The following is a 17,299-nucleotide window of genomic DNA, read 5'->3' as shown; positions in this document are numbered from 1 at the left end:
TCTATTCATAAAGTTTGCTCAGGGTTGCCCCTTTATAATAATGTAACAGGATGTCGGTATAACGGTAACCGCGTTCGCCCATCACCGCCGCCCCTATCTGGCACAGCCCCACGCCGTGGCCCCATCCCGCCCCGGTAAGGGTAAAGGTTTCGGGTGCGCCATCGTGTTCCGCGCCGTAGTCTACCACGAACGCCGAACTGAACAGATGGGTTGCCGACAGCGCCTTGCGTATTTCCAGTTCTTTGCCGATGACGGCAGTACGCCGGCTGCCCGTGATTTTCAGTTTGCAGATGCGCCCCGACTTGCCCCGCTCTACGGCAGTGAGGCGGAGAATCTTCCCGAAGTCGATGCCCGTCTTGCGGCAGATGAGAGCCGACAGCTCCTCCTGCGCATACGTCACCCGCCAGCGGTAAAAGTCGGTGGTAGCCCGGTCGTAATCATTCAGAATCACCGACAGGAGGTGCGCGTCGCGGGTGTTACACAGCGCGTCCGGAGCGTGGCGAATCCACTGTTCCGCTTCCTCCTCACGGCTCAGGTCGGGCAGGGGAGACGGTTCTGCCGCATCTCTTACGGGGCGCAGGTACGGATAATTCTTGTCCTCCCAGCAAGTGGAAAACACCTCGGTGGCACCGCCGCAACACTTCGAGAAACGAGCGTCGCAGATTACCCCGCCGTAAGTCAGCACCTCGCCGCGCGTAGCTTCGATTGCCGCCTTCACCGCCGGGGTAGAAGCCTTCGTGATGCCCTGATACCGCTGGCAGTGGTCGTCGGCACACACATGGAACAGCGTGTGGTCTTCGTGGTCGTACCAGCGGATGTACTCGTTTTCGGCAGAGGCTACCGAATGGCCGGAATACATCACCCGATAGGCATCCGAAGCCTGCCTGCTGATTTGCGCCAGCAGCCAGCTCCGCGAGATGACGGCATGAGCCTTCAGAAACTCCGGAGGCGAGGCAGCATTCATTTCCGAGGAGATGACACTTGTCAGGTAATCTTCGGCAGGAAGCTGGTTGACAGCCGTTACCTTCCCTTCGGCAGCGATGAAGCGCAGCCTGCCCGTAAACGTCTGGGTCTCTTTCCGCTCCCAGTGGAAGTGGATGCCGATGGTTACGTGGTGTATCGAGAAAGAAGCCTCCTCCCCGGTAACGGGAGTAAAAAACAGCTCACGGTACGTTTTCCCGTTCCACCGCAGCCGATTGCCTTCGGCGGTTACTTGCTGACTGCCGCATACCGTCTGCCCCTCGGCGCGGAACGGAGCATTCAGCGTGAAATCTATCCTTTCGGCACTGAGGATGCCTACATGTATTTCGGGTTCTTTCATGTCAGTCTTGTTTTATAAGGTTACTTCCCGGTAAATCTGCCGGATATCGTCTGCCGTAATGCCTTCGAAATCTTTTTCACGGCACGTTACGATGATGCCTCCCATGTCCAATGCCCCCGGACTGATGAGGCGTTGGGTATCATCGTTTGCGGCATAACATTGCGGGCGGTGTTCCTTTCGCGGGAAATAAGCCAGCGTAAATCCCCGTGCCTCGTCCATCCATGCAAACAGGTTATACCGCGGTTCGGCTTCGCCGGTGTGTTGCGGCAGGCTGTTCAGGTAGCGGGTTACGAGGCGGGGCGCGTACTTATACCCCCGTTCGCTTACAAAAGCATGAACCGTACACGGGTAATCGTTTATCCGATACTCCGTACAGCAGCCTCCCGTTTCCAGCTCGCAGCGCCCAAGCTCGTCGGCAGTAAGCATCAGTCGTTTCCATTGGCGGATAAACGGAATATCCTGTTGCAGGGCAGCCTGAAAATGAAAATGGTCGGGCGCAGAAGCCCCGCATTTCGCCCCGTTATAAAACAGCGCATAGCCTTTCGCAAAATGTTCGTCCATCCACTCCAAGAGCCTTCCCGGAAGCTGCCGGTCGGTCTTGTCGGCAAGCACCTGCGGCTGGTGGCGCACGGCAGACAAGGTAAGATGTTCCGGCAAGATGGGGTAAGGATTTACGCGGAGCGTGAACCCCTCGTCAATCCCGATGCGGATGCTGCTTTGTGCTTCCGGTTTGTTTTCCTCGCAAAGAAAGCACGGACGCGCCTCGATGGAAGCCTTGTCGAGCTTGGCACAGGTAGACACGGCACGTTCGGGATTATACTGTACAAGGATGTCTGAATCGCCGATGCGGAAGCTGCGCAGCCTGATGCGGTTCAGTGCCCGGTGATTATTCTTCGCCAGCTCCCATTTTTCGAACTGTCCGGCAAAAAAAGCCTCTTTGGGCGGACACGGCGCCGAGGCGTCGAGGTTTTTGGCAAGCTCCTGTCTCAGCCGGATTTCCAGCGTGCGCAGGCTGTCTTTGTACGCATTGTTGCGGTTGATTTGCTCGATGCTCAAGGCGGCATCCGAGTTTCCCTCCCAACGGCGGCAGAGGTAAAGCACATCGTAGATGCGCCCGATGCGGTAACGGCGCGAAAAGCACAGTCCGAGTGCATAATCCTCTCCGTAGCTGGTGTTCGGGATACGCATTTGCCGTAACAGAGGCGTGTAGAAAGCCCGCGGCGCACCCAGCCCGTTGACACGTAGCGCGTTGTTATGTCCGTTCTCGCGGCTCCACTCGCGATGGTCGATAACCCCCGGCGGAAGCGTGTGGAGGTTGAAGTCCGTCATGCGGTACGAGCCGACCACCATCGCACAACGCTCGCGGCGGAACATGTCGACGATGGTTTGCAGCGTGGCGGGCGAGCTGTATAAATCGTCGCTGTCAAGTTGGACGGCAAAGCGTCCGCACAGCGGATGGTCGATTCCCACGTTCCAGCACCCGCCGATACCGAGGTCGGTACGTGAGGGGACAAGGTGAATCACCCTCCGGTCATCGGCATAACGGGCAATGATGTCCGCCGTACCGTCGGTAGAATGATTGTCAATCACAATCACGTTAAACGGGAAGTCGGTTTGCTGTTCCACCGCCGAGCGGATGGCATCACCGATGGTTCGCACCCGGTTCCTCACCGGAATAATCACCGAAGCCTCGTATTCAAAATCGCCCTTCTGCGGGTCAATCCCCTCCGTGGGTTCGGGCAGAAAGGCCCCGATGTCTTTTAGGTAATACGTAAACGCCCGTTCGCGCTCCACCTGCACTTGCCGGTTGCGCGGGTCAACATAGTCGAACTGCTTTTCTTCGGGGCGGCGCGTGTCGTTCTCCTCCATTTCGGTGTAAAGATATTCGCGGATGTGTGTCAGTTCATGCGTCCGCGTAAGAGCAAGCCGGAGCGCATACAGCGCGGAATACTCATAATCGGGCTGGGCACCCATCAGGCGGAACGCATTTTTCAGACACTCCGTTTTGAAAAGCATCACCGAGCCGAAATCGAAATCATCCCTTACGCTGCCCGGCTGATAATCTGCCACGGGATGCGGTTTGCGCGTTCCGTCCTCCCACCGGTAATGGTCGGCGTACACCATCCCCGTTTCCGGGGCGTTCAGGTAATCACACATGCGCTCCAGCGCCTTGTATCCCAGCTCCAGCGGCTGAGGCTTTATATAAAATAATGTATAAGGCGTATCTGCCATCGAAACCACCTTATGCAGCATCTCTGTCGACTCCATGCTCGCCGCCGGCAAGTCCAGCTCGTCGGGAGTAACGACGCGCGCTGTCGGCAGGCAATCCTTCAGGTTGGTAACGGTGTTGTCAGAAGGACAAGAATGGTCGTGAAAAAGAAAACAAGTAATCATTTTGTTCCATGAATTAAGTTAGTGTAGAACAAAGGTAATGATTCTTGCCGGAATATAAGATGCAAGGGAGGGCAATCGTTAAAATCTTTCTATTTTTAACGGACTTATTTATTTTTTGCCTAACTTTGTACGCTAATTGTATTTTCGGAATTAATAAAAAAGCAGATATGGCGAAAATTCCTTTGCTGGGAAAAACATTAAGTGAACTGGGCGAAATCGTGAAAGACTTGGGGATGCCCAAGTTTTCGGCTGGTCAGATAGCCGGATGGCTGTACGACAAGAAAGTTGCAACGATTGACGAAATGACCAACCTCTCGCAGAAAAACCGGGAGCGGCTGAAAGAAACGTACGAGGTAGGGGCGAGCAGTCCGGTACACGAAATGCGCTCGGCAGACGGCACGGTGAAGTATCTTTTCCGTACACCGGAAGGTAATTACATCGAGTCGGTTTATATCCCTGACGGCGAGCGTGCCACGCTGTGCGTGTCCTCGCAGGTAGGGTGTAAGATGAACTGCATGTTCTGCATGACGGGGAAGCAGGGATTTTCAGCCGACCTGACTGCTGCCCAGATACTGAACCAAATCTACTCGCTCCCCGAACGCGACACGCTGACCAACGTGGTTTTCATGGGGATGGGAGAGCCGATGGATAATTTAGACGAGGTGTTGCGCGCGCTGGAGATACTTACCGCCGACTACGGCTATAAGTGGAGTCCCAAGCGCATCACGGTGTCTACGGTGGGGCTGCGCAAGGGATTCGAACGGTTCTTGCGCGAAAGCAACTGCCATTTGGCAGTGAGCCTGCACTCGCCTTTCCCGGCACAGCGCCGCACGCTGATGCCTGCCGAAAAAGCCTTCTCCATTACCGAAATGGTGGAGATTCTGCACCGGTACGATTTCAGCAAGCAGCGCCGCCTGTCGTTTGAGTACATCGTGTTCAAGGGCGTAAACGACAGCCTGATCTACGCCAAAGAGCTGGTACGCCTGTTGCGCGGATTGGAGTGCCGGATGAACCTGATTCGTTTCCACGCCATCCCCGGAGTGGACTTGGAAGGAACAGACATGGACTCGATGATTGCTTTCCGCGACTACCTGACGCGCCACGGACTGTTTGCTACCATTCGTGCCTCGCGCGGAGAAGACATTTTTGCCGCTTGCGGTATGCTCTCTACGGCACGCCAGCAGGCAGAAAAAGAATGAGATATTAATTTTTAAAACAAGAGGGATATGAAACGATTTGCCTTTTATTTGAGCTTTATGTTGGCAGTTCTTTCGCTTGCTTCGTGTCGAGAAGGAGGAAAGAGCATGATAACCCCCGTAGCCAGCGGACGTCCTTACGAAATACTGGTTGTGGCAGACGATAAATGTTGGATGAGCCCTGACAGTGCATTGTTCCACGTGTTGGATACCGATGTTCCGGGACTTCCCCAGTCGGAGCGTTCGTTCCGTATCTCTCGTGTGCGTCCCGATTACTTCGAACGCGGGATGCGTCTGTTCCGCAATATCATCATCGTAGATATCCAAGACATCTATACGCAGACCAAGTTCAAATACTCACGCGACGTTTATTCTTCGCCGCAGATGATAATGAGCATCCAGTCGCCTAACCAGAAAGACTTTGCCGAGTATGTGTCGAAACACGGTCAGGTGATAGTCGATTTCTTTACCCGCGCCGAGATGAACCGCGAGGTAAGCCAGCTGAAAACAAAACACAGCGAAGTGATTTCGGCTAAGGTGGGAAGCCAGTTCGACTGCGACGTGTGGCTGCCCGTAGAGCTGAATTCGTATAAGACGGGAGAACAGTTTTTCTGGGCATCGACCCAACTGAACGATATGAACTTCGTAATGTATTCATATCCCTATACCGACAAACAGACGTTTACAAAGGCGTATTTCATCCACAAGCGCGACTCGGTGATGCAGATTAACCTGCCCGGCTCGGAAGAAGGCATGTACATGCAGACGGCAGACTCTTCGTTCGTGAGCGTGAGAAACATTGCCGTGAAGGGCGATTACGCATTCGAAGCACGCGGACTGTGGGAAATGAAGAACGACGCAATGGGCGGCCCGTTTGTGGCACACGCCCGCGTAGACCGTGCCAACGGCAGGGTGATAGTAGTCGAGGGATTCGTATATAACCCCGGAAAATTGAAACGCGACCAGATAAGAAAGTTAAACGCTGCACTCTATACCCTGAAGCTGCCTTCTGAAAAAGAAGCGCCCGAAATAACGGTAGACCAGTCGATAGCGGAAGAAAAGAAAGAAGGAGAACAGAAATAAGAAGTGAATATGGAAGAACGTAAAATAAAGGTGGGTATCACCCACGGAGACATAAACGGCATTGGTTACGAGGTTATATTGAAAACCTTTGCCGACCCCGCGATGTTTGACCTCTGTACGCCGGTTATCTACGGTTCGCCGAAGGTGGCTGCTTATCACCGCAAGGCGATGGATATTCCCACCAATTTCAGTATCGTGGCTTCTGCCGCCGATGCGCAAGAGGGGAAACTGAACATCGTAAACTGCATCGAGGAGGAAGTGAAGGTTGAACTTACCAAGCCTACACCGGAAGGCGGACGTGCCGCGCTGCTGGCACTGGAAAGGGCGCTTGCCGAATACCGGGAAGGATACTTCGACGTGCTGGTGACGGCGCCGATAAACAAATCGACCATCCAGTCGGACGACTTTCATTTCCCCGGACATACCGAGTACATCGAACAGCGCGTGGGCAACGGACAGAAGGCGCTGATGATTCTGCTGAAAGACGATTTCCGCGTAGCACTCGTTACGGGACATATCCCGGTGAGCGAAATATCGAAAGACATTACCAAAGAGCTGATAAAAGAAAAACTCGCCATCTTCCATCGTTCGCTGAAGCAAGACTTCAATATCGACAGTCCGCGCATCGCCGTGTTCTCGCTGAACCCCCATGCCGGCGACGAAGGGCTGCTGGGTACGGAGGAACAAACCGTGATTACGCCTGCCATACAGGAAATGGCGGAAGAAGGTGTGCTGTGTTTCGGTCCTTACCCTGCCGACGGGTTCATGGGTTCGGGAAACCATACCCATTTCGACGGTATTCTGGCGATGTATCATGATCAGGGGCTTGCACCGTTTAAGGCACTTGCTATGGATGAGGGGGTCAACTTTACGGCGGGGCTTCCCATCGTGCGCACTTCGCCCGCCCACGGCACTGCTTACGACATTGCCGGACAGGGCATCGCTTCGGAAGACTCGTTCCGTCAGGCTGTTTACGTAGCCATCGACGTGTTCCGCCACCGCTGCATCGAGAGAGAAATCAGTGCCCATCCCCTGCGGAAGCAGTATTACGAAAAACGCGATGACAGCGATAAACTTAAATTAGACACTATCGACGAAGATTGAATCAGATAAAAAGAAACTACGATAAAACATGAAATTTGCAATAATCTCAGCCGGAGAAGGTTCCAGACTTTCCCAAGAGGGTGTCCGGTTGCCCAAACCGTTGGTGCAACTCAACGGTACGGCAATGATTGACCGCCTGATTCGCATTTTTGAAGCAAACGGAGCCGAGCAGGTGGTGGTAATCATCAATAATGAAGTCCCCGAAACGAAAGCGCATCTTGCCGAACTGAAAAAAACTTCGGGCGTACCGCTGGAGGTCGTGGTAAAAACCACCCCCAGTTCGATGCACAGTTTTTATGAGTTAAGCAGATACCTGAAAGACGATAAATTCTGTCTTACTACCGTCGACACGATATTCCGTGAAGACGAGTTCACGCGCTTTATCGAGGCATTCAAGGCATCGGACAAAGACGGTATGATGGCAGTAACCGATTACATCGACGACGAAAAACCCCTCTATATCTCGACCGATGAAGAGCTGAACATTACCGGATTCCATGACGAAGCCACCCCGCAGTGTCGTTACATTTCGGGCGGCATCTACTGCCTCACACCGAAAGCCATCCGCACCCTTGAAGGATGTATGGAAAAAGGCATGTCGCGCATGAGGAATTTCCAGCGTCAATTAGTGGCAGACGGGCTTCGGCTGACTGCCTATCCGTTTTCGAAAATATTAGACGTAGACCACGCAAGTGATATAGTAAAAGCTGAGGCTTTTCTGAATCGAAAGGAATAAATAAAAAAGATTGAGAGTAAAAAGATGTTTGTAACAGACAAGAAGATTCGGGTAGTGGGCGTGAGCCGTGGTAATGAATACTCGCCGAATCATGTAGGAAACGACGCTGCTATCTTCAGAATAACAGCCGAAAGTTTGGAAAAAAAAGGATGCGAGGTAATCCTTTATCCTGAGAAGGAGTTTGTGAAACAAGGTATTGAGGCAGATTTTATCTTTGATATGGCACGCGATAGGGCTACCATCAACCGCTTGAAAGAACTGGAAGACAACGGGGCTACGGTGGTCAACTCGGCGTATGGCATCGACAACTGCGTGCGCAAGGCGATGACCGAACTGCTGGTAGCCAACCACGTTCCCCATCCGCGCAGCTTCATCATCCCCACCGACGGGGCTTTTACCCCGGACGTATTTCCGTGTTGGATAAAGCGGGGCAATTCCCACGCGATGGTGAAAGAAGATGTAGTTTACGTAGAGTGTCGCGAAGAGGCGGAACACGTGCTGGCAGACTTCCGCCGGCGCAACATCCCCGAAGCGGTAGTCAACGAGCATCTGGTAGGCGACTTGGTGAAGTTCTACGGCGTGCGCGGAACCGATTTCTTTTACACTTTCTATCCCACCGAGCAGTCGCACAGCAAATTCGGACTGGAAGCCATCAACGGCGAAACGCGCGGATTTCCTTTCGACGTAAAGAAACTCCAAGCATACGGCAATCAGGCAGCCGAAGCCCTGAACATATACATCTACGGAGGCGACTGTGTGGTATCATCGACGGGAGAAATCCGTATCATCGATTTCAACGACTGGCCCAGCTTTGCCCGCTGCCGCGAAGAAGCAGGACCCAAAATAGCGGAATGTATCTATAATTGCATAACTCAAAAAACAGAAAAACTAAACGACTGATTATGGAAAAGAAAGGATTTGAGGCTTCTTTCAAGTCGATGGATACGGAAGAGTTCCTTGATATCTATTTTAACCGTCCGATAGGTTACGCTTGGGCGTTGTTTTTCAAACGCTTCGGGGTACATCCCAACGTGGTGACCATCCTGTCTATCATCTTGGGCATGGCGGCAGGAGTGATGTTTTATTTTCCCGACATGAAACATACGCTGGCAGGAATCTTTCTGCTGATGTGGGCAAACCATTACGATAGCTGCGACGGGCAGTTGGCACGGCTCACCGGAAAGAAAACCCGCTGGGGACGTATGTTAGACGGCTTTGCGGGCGACTTGTGGTTTTTTACCATCTATGCCGCTATTTGCCTGCGGCTCACCAACGACCCCCTGCCTTTCGGGATAGGAGCCGGCGAAGGCATGACGTGGGGCATTTACATCTGGATTCTGGCGCTCTTCTCAGGCACCATCTGCCACAGCAAGCAGTGTACGCTTGCCGATTATTACCGGAACATCCATCTGTATTTCCTGAAAGGCACGTCGGGCAGCGAATTAGACAACTTCAAACAGCAGCGCGAGATATTCTACAGCCTGCCGTGGAAACACAATTTCTGGTGGAAGGCTTTCCTGTACTTCTACGGAAATTATACCCGTCAGCAAGAGCAGATGACGCCTAACTTCCAGCGTTTCTACGCATTGGTTCAACAAAAGTACGGCAACAACATTCCGCAGGCACTGCGCGACGAGTTCCGCACCCTGAGCCTGCCGCTGATGAAGTACACCAACATCCTCACCTTCAACACCCGCGCCATCGCCCTCTACATCAGTCTGCTGATAGGCGAACCGTGGCTGTATTTTATCTTTGAAATCGTAATAATGACGGCACTCTTCGTTTACATGCGTCACCGGCACGAAGCGATGTGTGCCCGTCTGTATCAAAAATATAAATGACAAAATGAAAAAGCTGGAAGATATTAAAGGTATCATCTTTGATTACGGAGGAACAATTGACACGAACAGCCGCCACTGGGCAGAAGTGTTGTGGGGCGAATACGAAGCTCTGCAAGTGCCCGTCAGCAAGGCGGATTTCCGCGAAGCATACGTACACGGCGAACGCACGCTGGCACGCATCCCGCTGGTAAAACCCGAACACGACTTTCACGATGTGTTGCGCATCAAAACCGATATTCAGATAACTTACCTCGTAGAACAGGGAAAACTGAGCGAAGCCGATGCTGCCGGGAAAGCGTATGCCCGCAAGGTGGCAGACGCTTGTTACCAATACGTATTAAACGTGTTACAGCGCACGCGCCCCGTGGTAGAAACGCTTGCCGGACGCTACAAGTTGGTGTTGGTATCTAATTTTTACGGAAACATCCAAACCATTCTGAAAGACTTCGCGCTGTCCGACTGTTTTTCAGACATCATCGAATCGTCGGTGGTAGGCGTGCGTAAGCCCGACCCTGCCATCTACCGGTTGGGCGTAGAGGCTATGGGATTCCCGGCAGAAAACATCCTCGTAGTGGGCGATTCGTTCTCGAAAGATGTAGTACCGGCAAAAACCGTAGGCTGCAAGGTGGCTTGGCTGAAAGGCGAGGGATGGGGCAACGAAACCATCGACGAAACCCTGCCCGACGTGATTATCACCGATTTGCCCCAACTGTTGTCTTATTTGTAATAACCGTTCAGAAAGGAGTCGTGATATGAAAAAACAGCGCATCGCTCTGGTAGAAAAACGATACCTCATACCGTTTGTTCTGCTTACGTCTTTATTCTTTCTGTGGGGGTTCGCACACGCTATTTTAGACGTATTAAACAAGCACTTCCAAGAACTCTTGGCGATAACCAAAGCCCATTCTGCCATGATACAGGTTACGATGTACATGGGCTATTTCATCATGGCGATACCCGCCGGACTGTTTATCAACCGTTTCGGTTACCGTAGGGGAGTGGTGTTCGGACTGCTGCTTTACGGGGTCGGTTCGTTGCTCTTCATCCCCGGCCAGCATTGGATGTCGTTCAACTTCTTTCTTTTTTCACTCTTCGTCATCGGTTGCGGACTGGTGTTTCTCGAAACAGCCGCCAATCCCTATGTAACCGAGCTGGGAGCAAAAGAAACCGCTGCCAGCCGCCTGAACTTCGCACAGTCGTTTAACGGGTTAGGCTGCATTTTCGCCCCGATACTCGCCGCACTGGTGCTGTTCTCTGACGACAAGGAACCTTCGGGCAACGTGGCATTGCCTTACACCATCATGGGTATCATCGTGCTGCTGGTGGGCGTGGTATTTTCGCGCATCAGCCTCCCTGAAATCAAGCACGAAGTAGAAACGGACGAACAGGGAAATCGCGTCAGCCTGTGGTCGCATAAGCTGTTTATCTTCGGACTGATAGCCCTCTTTGCCTACGAGGTGGGAGAAATATCCATCAACAGTTTCTTTATCAACTACGTAACCGACCAAGGCTGGATGAGCCCCCGTCAGGCATCGCTCGTCCTTTCGTTCGGCGGACTGAGCCTGTTTATGGTGGGACGTTTCGCCGGAAGCTGGATAATGAGCCGCGTACGCGCCGAAAAAATGCTTTTCTGCTGCGCCACCGGCACCGTACTGACCACCCTCTGCGTAGTGATGGACTTGGGTATGGCATCGCTAATCGCCCTGCTTGCAGGCTATGCGTTCGAAGCCATCATGTTCCCCACCATCTTTGCCCTCTCACTCAGAGGTTTGGGAAGCCATACCAAGCGTGCTTCCTCCTTCCTGATGATGTCTCCCGTGGGCGGAGCGGTAGGTCCGCTGCTGATGGGCTACGTAGCCGACTGCTCCACGATGAGCATGGCATTCATCGTCCCCTTTGTTGGCTATTTGGTAGTATGGTTTTACGCCCGTAAGATGATGCAGGCGTAAAACCACACAGCTTTTCGATTGTCATAGCCGTTCCACCTCTTCAGCGGAAAGTCCCGTAGCCTTGCATGTATCGGCGGTAGACAGCCCCATCCGCTTCAAGTTCCGGGCTATTTCCAGCTGTTTGCTTTTTTCACCTTCAGCTCTGCCCTCCACTCTGCCTTCTTCCCGTTCTGTAAAAATATTGCTTTTCAGGATGACAATATTATCCAGATGCCGGTAATACGCTTTAAGTTCCTCTTTGCTCATCTTGTCCAGCTTCAACTGTTCCCGCGCCTTGTCAAGTCCGGGCGCAGTGGCATTGTCGGGTATTTCTCCTGTGTTAAGATAATATATCCATTCTTCGAGCGGACTTTTTGCCACGCTGTTAAAATCGTTCACTTTCAAAATGTAATACTCCGGATATAGCTGGCTCACGGTATCTGCCTTGAATGTTTGTTTTTGGAAAGGAGTCAGTTCAAGAATATCTCCTTTGTGTATCCCTTTGAATTCGGTTTTTCCGTGATACACATAATCTTTCCCGTGACCGAGCGAGAAATACACGATGTTGATGCTATATACTTTTCTTACTTTCTCATATCCCTCTCCTCGGTTTATGTATTCAGTGACCAATTTTGATGTGCCGAAAAGCATCCGCTGGAAATAAGCATACTCATTGTTGTTTTGTATTTCCACAAGAAAGAGTTCTCCCTTATCGTTTTCGGCAAGCATGTCTACTCTGTTATATTTGTCGAACTCCTCTTCTTGGTTGCTTTCACTCTCAAGCAGTTTCTGTATGTGTATGTTTTCTTTCAGTAGCGTGGTAAGCAATCCCTCCAACACATTAAAGTTCGCTTTGTTTCTGAGCAACCTCTTCATTGCCCAGTCGAATCTTATATAACTGTTTGCCATATATTTGTCGTTTTTAGCAAAAGTACGAAATAATATCAGTATTCCAAATTTTCACCGCAGATTAAATAAGTTATAAAAATAAAGCAATATCTGCTAATGAGGCTATGATACGGGCGATTGGGGTAGCCGGCGGTTGAGGCTCAGGAGCAGTAGTCCGATGAATGTAAGCAGACCGTTGACCATCAGAATCTCATAGCCGAACTGGTAGCCGGTGGTGGAGGAGATGAGGCGGGAGAGCAGGTAGCAGGCCACGGGGGAGGCGATGGCTATGTAGGGCACGAAGCGGTCGCGGGGCTGTCGGCGGGTGAAGAGTCCGAAGCAGAACAGACCCAACAACGGGCCGTAGGTGTACGATGCCAGCACGTAAATCATGTCGATGACACTCGGACTGTCTATTGCCTTGAATGCCAGCATACATGCGATGAATACTACCGAGATGAGCAGGTGTGACAGCTTGCGGATGCGTTGCGCTTTCTGTTCAGGGTAACGGCTGATGTTCAGCAGGTCGATGCAGAAGCTGGTGGTCAGGGCGGCAAGGGCAGAGTCGGCGCTCGAAAAGGCGGCTGCTATGATGCCGATGGTGAAAAGTACGAGAACCGTGTAGCCGAGATGCCCTCCGGCGGCAAACATGGGAAGGATGTCATCGCCTTTTGCCGGGACGTCTAAGTGGAGCCGGGAGGCTACCGCCAGCAGCAGGATGCCCAGTACGAGGAACAGCAGGTTGACCGGAACGAACGATACACCGTAACAGTACATGTTTTTCTGGGCTTCACGAAGGTTGCGGCAAGAAAGGTTTTTCTGCATCATGTCTTGGTCGAGCCCTGTCATTACGATGGTGATGAAGATACCGCTGAAGAACTGTTTGAAGAAATTCTGTTTCGACTGCCAGTCGTCGAACACGAAGATGCGGCTGTGTTCATCGCCCGCCACCAGTTCTATTGTTTCTTTTGCGCTCAGCCCCAATGTGCCGATTATCTGATACAGAATCAGTCCTAAGGCAGCCAGCAGGCAGAGCGTTTGCAGGCTGTCGGTCCACACGATGGTGCGTATTCCGCTGCGCCGCGTGTAAAGCCAGATTAGCACGATGGTGCCTGCGGCGGTCACGGCAAACGGGATATGGTAAGCGTCGAACACGTAATGCTGGAGGATGAGGCATACCAAGTACAGGCGTGCGGCAGCTCCCAACAGCTTCGAAATCAGGAAAAACGATGCTCCCGTCTTGTAAGAGCATCTTCCGAGGCGTTCGCCCAAGTAAGTATAAATGGAAGTCAGATTCAGCCGGTAATACAGCGGCAGCAACACATGGGCGATGATGAAATAGCCGACGGCAAACCCCAGACACGTCTGCATGTAAGTCATGTCGATGCTGCCCACCATGCCGGGAACAGACACAAACGTAACTCCGGAGAGCGATGCGCCTATCATGCCAAACGATACGATGAACCACGGCGACTGGCGGTTGCCACGGAAAAAAGCGTCGTTGTCGGTATGTCGGTTGGCGGTGAGTCGGGCTACCAGCAGCAGAAGCCCGAAGTAAAGAAATATCGTGATAAGGATAAAAGTGCCGTTCATGATGAATCTGTTTCGTTAAGGGGTACAAAGATATATAGAAAATTAGTAAATTTGCCCGCGCAATCAAAAAATAAGAAACTGAATCAAATGAATCAACAATATCCGTCGGTGTTGCTCGAAAAGGCAGTGGGAGAGTTTGCCAAACTTCCGGGTATCGGGCGCAAAACCGCCATGAGGCTGGTGTTACACCTCCTGCGTCAAGACGCGCAGACCGTAGAGGCGTTCGCCGGTGCCATCGTGACCCTGAAGCGCGAGGTGAAATACTGCAAGGTGTGTCATAACATCTCCGATACGGATGTTTGCCGCATCTGTTCCAACCCTGCGCGCGATGCGTCTACCATCTGTGTGGTCGAGAATATTCGCGACGTGATGGCGGTCGAAAATACCCAGCAGTTCAAGGGGCTGTATCACGTGTTGGGCGGGGTGATTTCGCCGATGGACGGCATCGGTCCCTCGGATTTGCAAATCGACAGCTTGGTAGAGCGCGTGAAAGGCGGTTCGGTAAAGGAAGTGATACTGGCGTTGAGCTCGACGATGGAAGGCGACACCACAAACTTCTACATCTTCCGCAAGCTGAGCGGGCTGGACGTAAAACTGACGGTCATTGCCCGCGGTATTTCGATAGGCGACGAGCTGGAGTATACCGACGAGGTTACTTTAGGACGTTCGATAGTAAACCGCATAGCGTTTACGGGGACGATGTAACGGTGGATGCGTACCTTTTTTAATATAATAGTGTAATGATGGAGAAAAAGATAAATCGTTTGTTGCGGCGTTTGCAACTGGAGTTTGTTCTGATGTGGGCGATAGTAGTGGCAGAGGTGGTGCTTTTTGAGGCAGATTTTCTACCGCAAGGAACACTGACCGCTAACGCTAAGGCTGATTACTTCATGCGGTTGAGTGGGATATTGTTAGCGTTAGCGTTGATACCCTTGTCTCTCCGCCTGTTCAACCTCTCTCTTACCCGCTACGTAAGGCAGTTGCCGCTGCCCGGTGCGCTGGTTAGTTACCGCAGGTGGAGCGAGGTACGCCTTTCGTTATTGCTTGCTCCGGCAGTCTTTAATCTTACTTCTTATTATTGTACGCTGAACACAACCGGATTGCTGTGTACGGGGATGGTGATGATAGCTTCGCTTTTCTGCGTGCCCGGCCGTCAGCGTCTGCTGTCTGAGCTTGATTTGATAAACCCCGCAGATGAGGCTGAGCTATGAAAGACTGGACGGATGAAATTACGCTTCGTGCGCCTGAGCCCGAAGACTTGGATATGATGCTGGCGTTTGAAAACGATGCAGAACTGTGGGCGGAAGGAACGGCCACCGGTCCTTATTCGCGTTTCCAACTGAAGACTTACCTTTCAGAAGCTCAGAACGATGTGTTTGTCGACCGCCAGCTCCGTTTTATGATTGTCCATCACGACCGAGGCACGCTGGGCATGGTAGACCTCTGTACTTTCGACCCCCGTCATAACCGTGCCGAGGTAGGCATCATGGTTTGTAAGGAGATGCGCGGACAAGGAGTGGGGCGTAAGGCGCTGCTGCTGCTTGAAGCGCATTGTTTCGACTTGCTGGGCATTCATCAGCTTTATGCCTACGTGCGGAAAGACAACGTGGGCTGTATGCGCTTGTTCTTGTCGGCAGGATATGAAGAATGCGGCTGCTTGCATGATTGGGTTCGGGTGCGGGGCAGATACCATACCGTCTGCATGTTGCAGAAACTTAATCCTTTGTGTGACACGCAGATTTGAATCCGGCGGTTACGGGCAGGCTTGCAATAATTTTTCGTAAATACTCGCGTCTTCTTCCAAGAAACAGCAGAAGATGACCTCGCCTTTATAACTTCCGCTGTCTATATGGCGTAAAACCGTGTCGAAGGCGATTTTGGCAGCCTCTTCATGCGGGTAGTTATATACCCCGGTGCTGATACACGGAAAAGCGATGCTGAGCAGGTTATGTTTCTCGGCCAAATCCATAGCCGTGTCATAACACGATGCCAACAGCCGGGCTTCGTTATGTCCGCCCCCGTGCCACACAGGACCTACCGTATGGATGACTTTCTTACACGGCAGGTTATAAGCATCTGTCATTTTGCTTTCTCCCGTCGGGCAGCCACCCAGAGTGAGACACTCTTTTAAGAGTCCGATGCCGGCAGCCCGATGAATGGCACCGTCTACTCCGCCACCGCCAAGCAGCGAGTTATTCGCCGCATTCACGATGGCATCCACACTCAGCCGGGTGATGTCGCCTTTCAGTATCTGTATTGTCTTTTTCATGGTTTCTAAAGCTCTGCTTAGTTCAGTGAAGGAAACTGGGGGTATGTAGCCCAAATGTTGTACGGGCTTCCCATATTTTCCAGACAGTTTTTCCAGCAATGGTGTTTGAATTGTCCTCTCAGGAAAGTCATCGGATTGCTGTTCCCGATAATCCACGAATTTTCTTCAATTTCCTGTTCCAGTTGTCCATACGTCCATCCCGCATAGCCGGTAAAGAAACGGATGCGCCCCTCTACGGGATTTCCTGCCATGATGTAGTCTTTTATGAACTCGAAGTCGCCGTTCACGTACAGCCCGTGTCCCAAAGGCACAGCTCCGTCTAAGAAAGAAAGCGAATGAATGAAAAACAGGTTGTCTTTATCCATCGGTCCTCCCGGGTAGACAGGAACCTGTGGTCCGTATTTTAACTCCGGGACTATCATGTTCAGAGTGTATGTCGTGTAAAAGCGTTTGTTTACAACAAGTCCTACGCTTCCTTCCGAGTCGTGTGCTACCAGCAGGATGACCGTACGCGCAAAGCGATAGTCGGGCAGCAGCGGAGAGGCGATAAGGATGTTTCCGGCGTGTACCGGAAAGGTCTTGTTTGATTCTACATGGAAAATACTCATGTCCATACTTGCATTGTCTGTTTTTATTGAAATATTCATCTAAGATATTGACTATTGTTGGAATAAAAAAGTTTTTGCCTTTATTTTTTATCATTTTCTTTATTGTCTTGGGGCGGACGAAAGGAGCAGATCGGTGCGTGTCGGTTCTTTTTTTATTGTGAACCAAAGGCATACCGGTTTTTCCGAAACGTTTCCGAAAAGCCCGTTCGGGCAACTTAAAGAATGTTTGCACGGCTGTTTGTCTTTTAAGACGGGCAGAAATATTCCCAATCGCTGAAAAAATAGTCAAAAAGTTGTATTTGAATTTTCCCGACTTTGCTTTCAAGCAACTATTTGTA

General features: G+C 51.7%; 17 protein-coding genes. 11 read left to right on the top strand and 6 right to left on the bottom strand.

What is annotated here, in order from left to right; all coding sequences use genetic code 11:
* Position 1 precedes the first annotated feature (1 nt).
* On the bottom strand, positions 2-1,321 hold the full coding sequence (locus tag H9626_RS03390; protein ID WP_191709573.1) for a SpoIID/LytB domain-containing protein: 1,320 nt from the start codon (positions 1,319-1,321) through the stop codon (positions 2-4).
* Between the two features lie 12 nt (positions 1,322-1,333).
* Positions 1,334-3,715 carry a DUF4922 domain-containing protein gene (locus H9626_RS03385; RefSeq protein ID WP_191709572.1) on the bottom strand — a complete coding sequence of 794 codons (2,382 nt, stop codon included), beginning with the start codon at positions 3,713-3,715 and terminating at the stop codon, positions 1,334-1,336.
* Between the two features lie 167 nt (positions 3,716-3,882).
* Here H9626_RS03385 and rlmN point away from each other — a divergent pair, with 167 nt between their 5' ends.
* The 8 genes from rlmN to H9626_RS03345 are packed head-to-tail and all read left to right on the top strand — an operon-like array spanning position 3,883 to position 11,624.
* Positions 3,883-4,914: a dual-specificity RNA methyltransferase RlmN gene (gene rlmN / locus H9626_RS03380; RefSeq protein WP_191709571.1), complete on the top strand. Its 1,032-nt coding sequence runs from the start codon at positions 3,883-3,885 to the stop codon at positions 4,912-4,914.
* 27 nt (positions 4,915-4,941) lie between these two features.
* On the top strand, positions 4,942-5,994 hold the full coding sequence (locus tag H9626_RS03375) for a DUF4837 family protein (protein ID WP_191709570.1): 1,053 nt from the start codon (positions 4,942-4,944) through the stop codon (positions 5,992-5,994).
* A gap of 9 nt (positions 5,995-6,003) precedes the next feature.
* Complete coding sequence (gene pdxA / locus H9626_RS03370) at positions 6,004-7,098, top strand: 4-hydroxythreonine-4-phosphate dehydrogenase PdxA (RefSeq protein ID WP_191709569.1); 1,095 nt, start codon at positions 6,004-6,006, stop codon at positions 7,096-7,098.
* 28 nt (positions 7,099-7,126) lie between these two features.
* Complete coding sequence (locus tag H9626_RS03365; RefSeq protein ID WP_191709568.1) at positions 7,127-7,834, top strand: nucleotidyltransferase family protein; 708 nt, start codon at positions 7,127-7,129, stop codon at positions 7,832-7,834.
* 24 nt (positions 7,835-7,858) lie between these two features.
* Positions 7,859-8,734: an ATP-grasp domain-containing protein gene (locus H9626_RS03360; RefSeq protein ID WP_191709567.1), complete on the top strand. Its 876-nt coding sequence runs from the start codon at positions 7,859-7,861 to the stop codon at positions 8,732-8,734.
* A 2-nt stretch (positions 8,735-8,736) separates the two neighbouring features.
* Positions 8,737-9,675 (top strand): CDP-alcohol phosphatidyltransferase family protein, encoded by a 939-nt coding sequence (locus H9626_RS03355; RefSeq protein WP_191709566.1) that lies wholly within the window; start codon positions 8,737-8,739, stop codon positions 9,673-9,675.
* Positions 9,676-9,679: 4 nt separating this feature from the next.
* Positions 9,680-10,402 (top strand): HAD family hydrolase, encoded by a 723-nt coding sequence (locus H9626_RS03350; RefSeq protein WP_191709565.1) that lies wholly within the window; start codon positions 9,680-9,682, stop codon positions 10,400-10,402.
* A 25-nt stretch (positions 10,403-10,427) separates the two neighbouring features.
* Positions 10,428-11,624: a sugar MFS transporter gene (locus H9626_RS03345; protein WP_191709564.1), complete on the top strand. Its 1,197-nt coding sequence runs from the start codon at positions 10,428-10,430 to the stop codon at positions 11,622-11,624.
* 21 nt (positions 11,625-11,645) lie between these two features.
* On the opposite strand, the gene H9626_RS03340 is transcribed toward H9626_RS03345, so the two are convergent.
* Entirely contained in the window at positions 11,646-12,512 is an 867-nt protein-coding gene (locus H9626_RS03340) for an Rpn family recombination-promoting nuclease/putative transposase (protein WP_191709563.1), read from the bottom strand.
* 102 nt (positions 12,513-12,614) lie between these two features.
* Positions 12,615-14,084, bottom strand: a complete 1,470-nt coding sequence (locus H9626_RS03335; protein ID WP_191709562.1) for a sodium:solute symporter — start codon at positions 14,082-14,084, stop codon at positions 12,615-12,617.
* Positions 14,085-14,171: 87 nt separating this feature from the next.
* Between H9626_RS03335 and recR the strand changes: the two genes are divergently transcribed.
* From recR to H9626_RS03320, 3 genes are read left to right on the top strand one after another with little or no spacing between them, the layout of a single operon-like run.
* Complete coding sequence (gene recR / locus H9626_RS03330; protein ID WP_191709561.1) at positions 14,172-14,789, top strand: recombination mediator RecR; 618 nt, start codon at positions 14,172-14,174, stop codon at positions 14,787-14,789.
* Between the two features lie 38 nt (positions 14,790-14,827).
* Positions 14,828-15,295: a hypothetical protein gene (locus H9626_RS03325; protein WP_191709859.1), complete on the top strand. Its 468-nt coding sequence runs from the start codon at positions 14,828-14,830 to the stop codon at positions 15,293-15,295.
* Positions 15,292-15,828, top strand: a complete 537-nt coding sequence (locus H9626_RS03320; RefSeq protein ID WP_191709560.1) for a GNAT family N-acetyltransferase — start codon at positions 15,292-15,294, stop codon at positions 15,826-15,828. Before H9626_RS03325 ends, H9626_RS03320 begins: the two co-directional genes overlap by 4 nt.
* 9 nt (positions 15,829-15,837) lie before the next feature.
* On the opposite strand, the gene H9626_RS03315 is transcribed toward H9626_RS03320, so the two are convergent.
* Both H9626_RS03315 and H9626_RS03310 read right to left on the bottom strand, forming a co-directional pair.
* Positions 15,838-16,353, bottom strand: coding sequence for an O-acetyl-ADP-ribose deacetylase (locus tag H9626_RS03315; protein ID WP_191709559.1), 516 nt, complete (start codon positions 16,351-16,353; stop codon positions 15,838-15,840).
* A 17-nt stretch (positions 16,354-16,370) separates the two neighbouring features.
* Complete coding sequence (locus H9626_RS03310) at positions 16,371-16,967, bottom strand: YqgE/AlgH family protein (RefSeq protein WP_191709558.1); 597 nt, start codon at positions 16,965-16,967, stop codon at positions 16,371-16,373.
* Between the last annotated feature and the right edge of the window lie 332 nt (positions 16,968-17,299).

This window comes from Phocaeicola faecium (assembly GCF_014837055.1).
GTDB lineage: Bacteria > Bacteroidota > Bacteroidia > Bacteroidales > Bacteroidaceae > Phocaeicola > Phocaeicola gallinarum.
The sequence above is the reverse complement of the archived record's forward strand: the minus strand, read 5'-3'. Positions and strand labels throughout refer to the sequence as shown.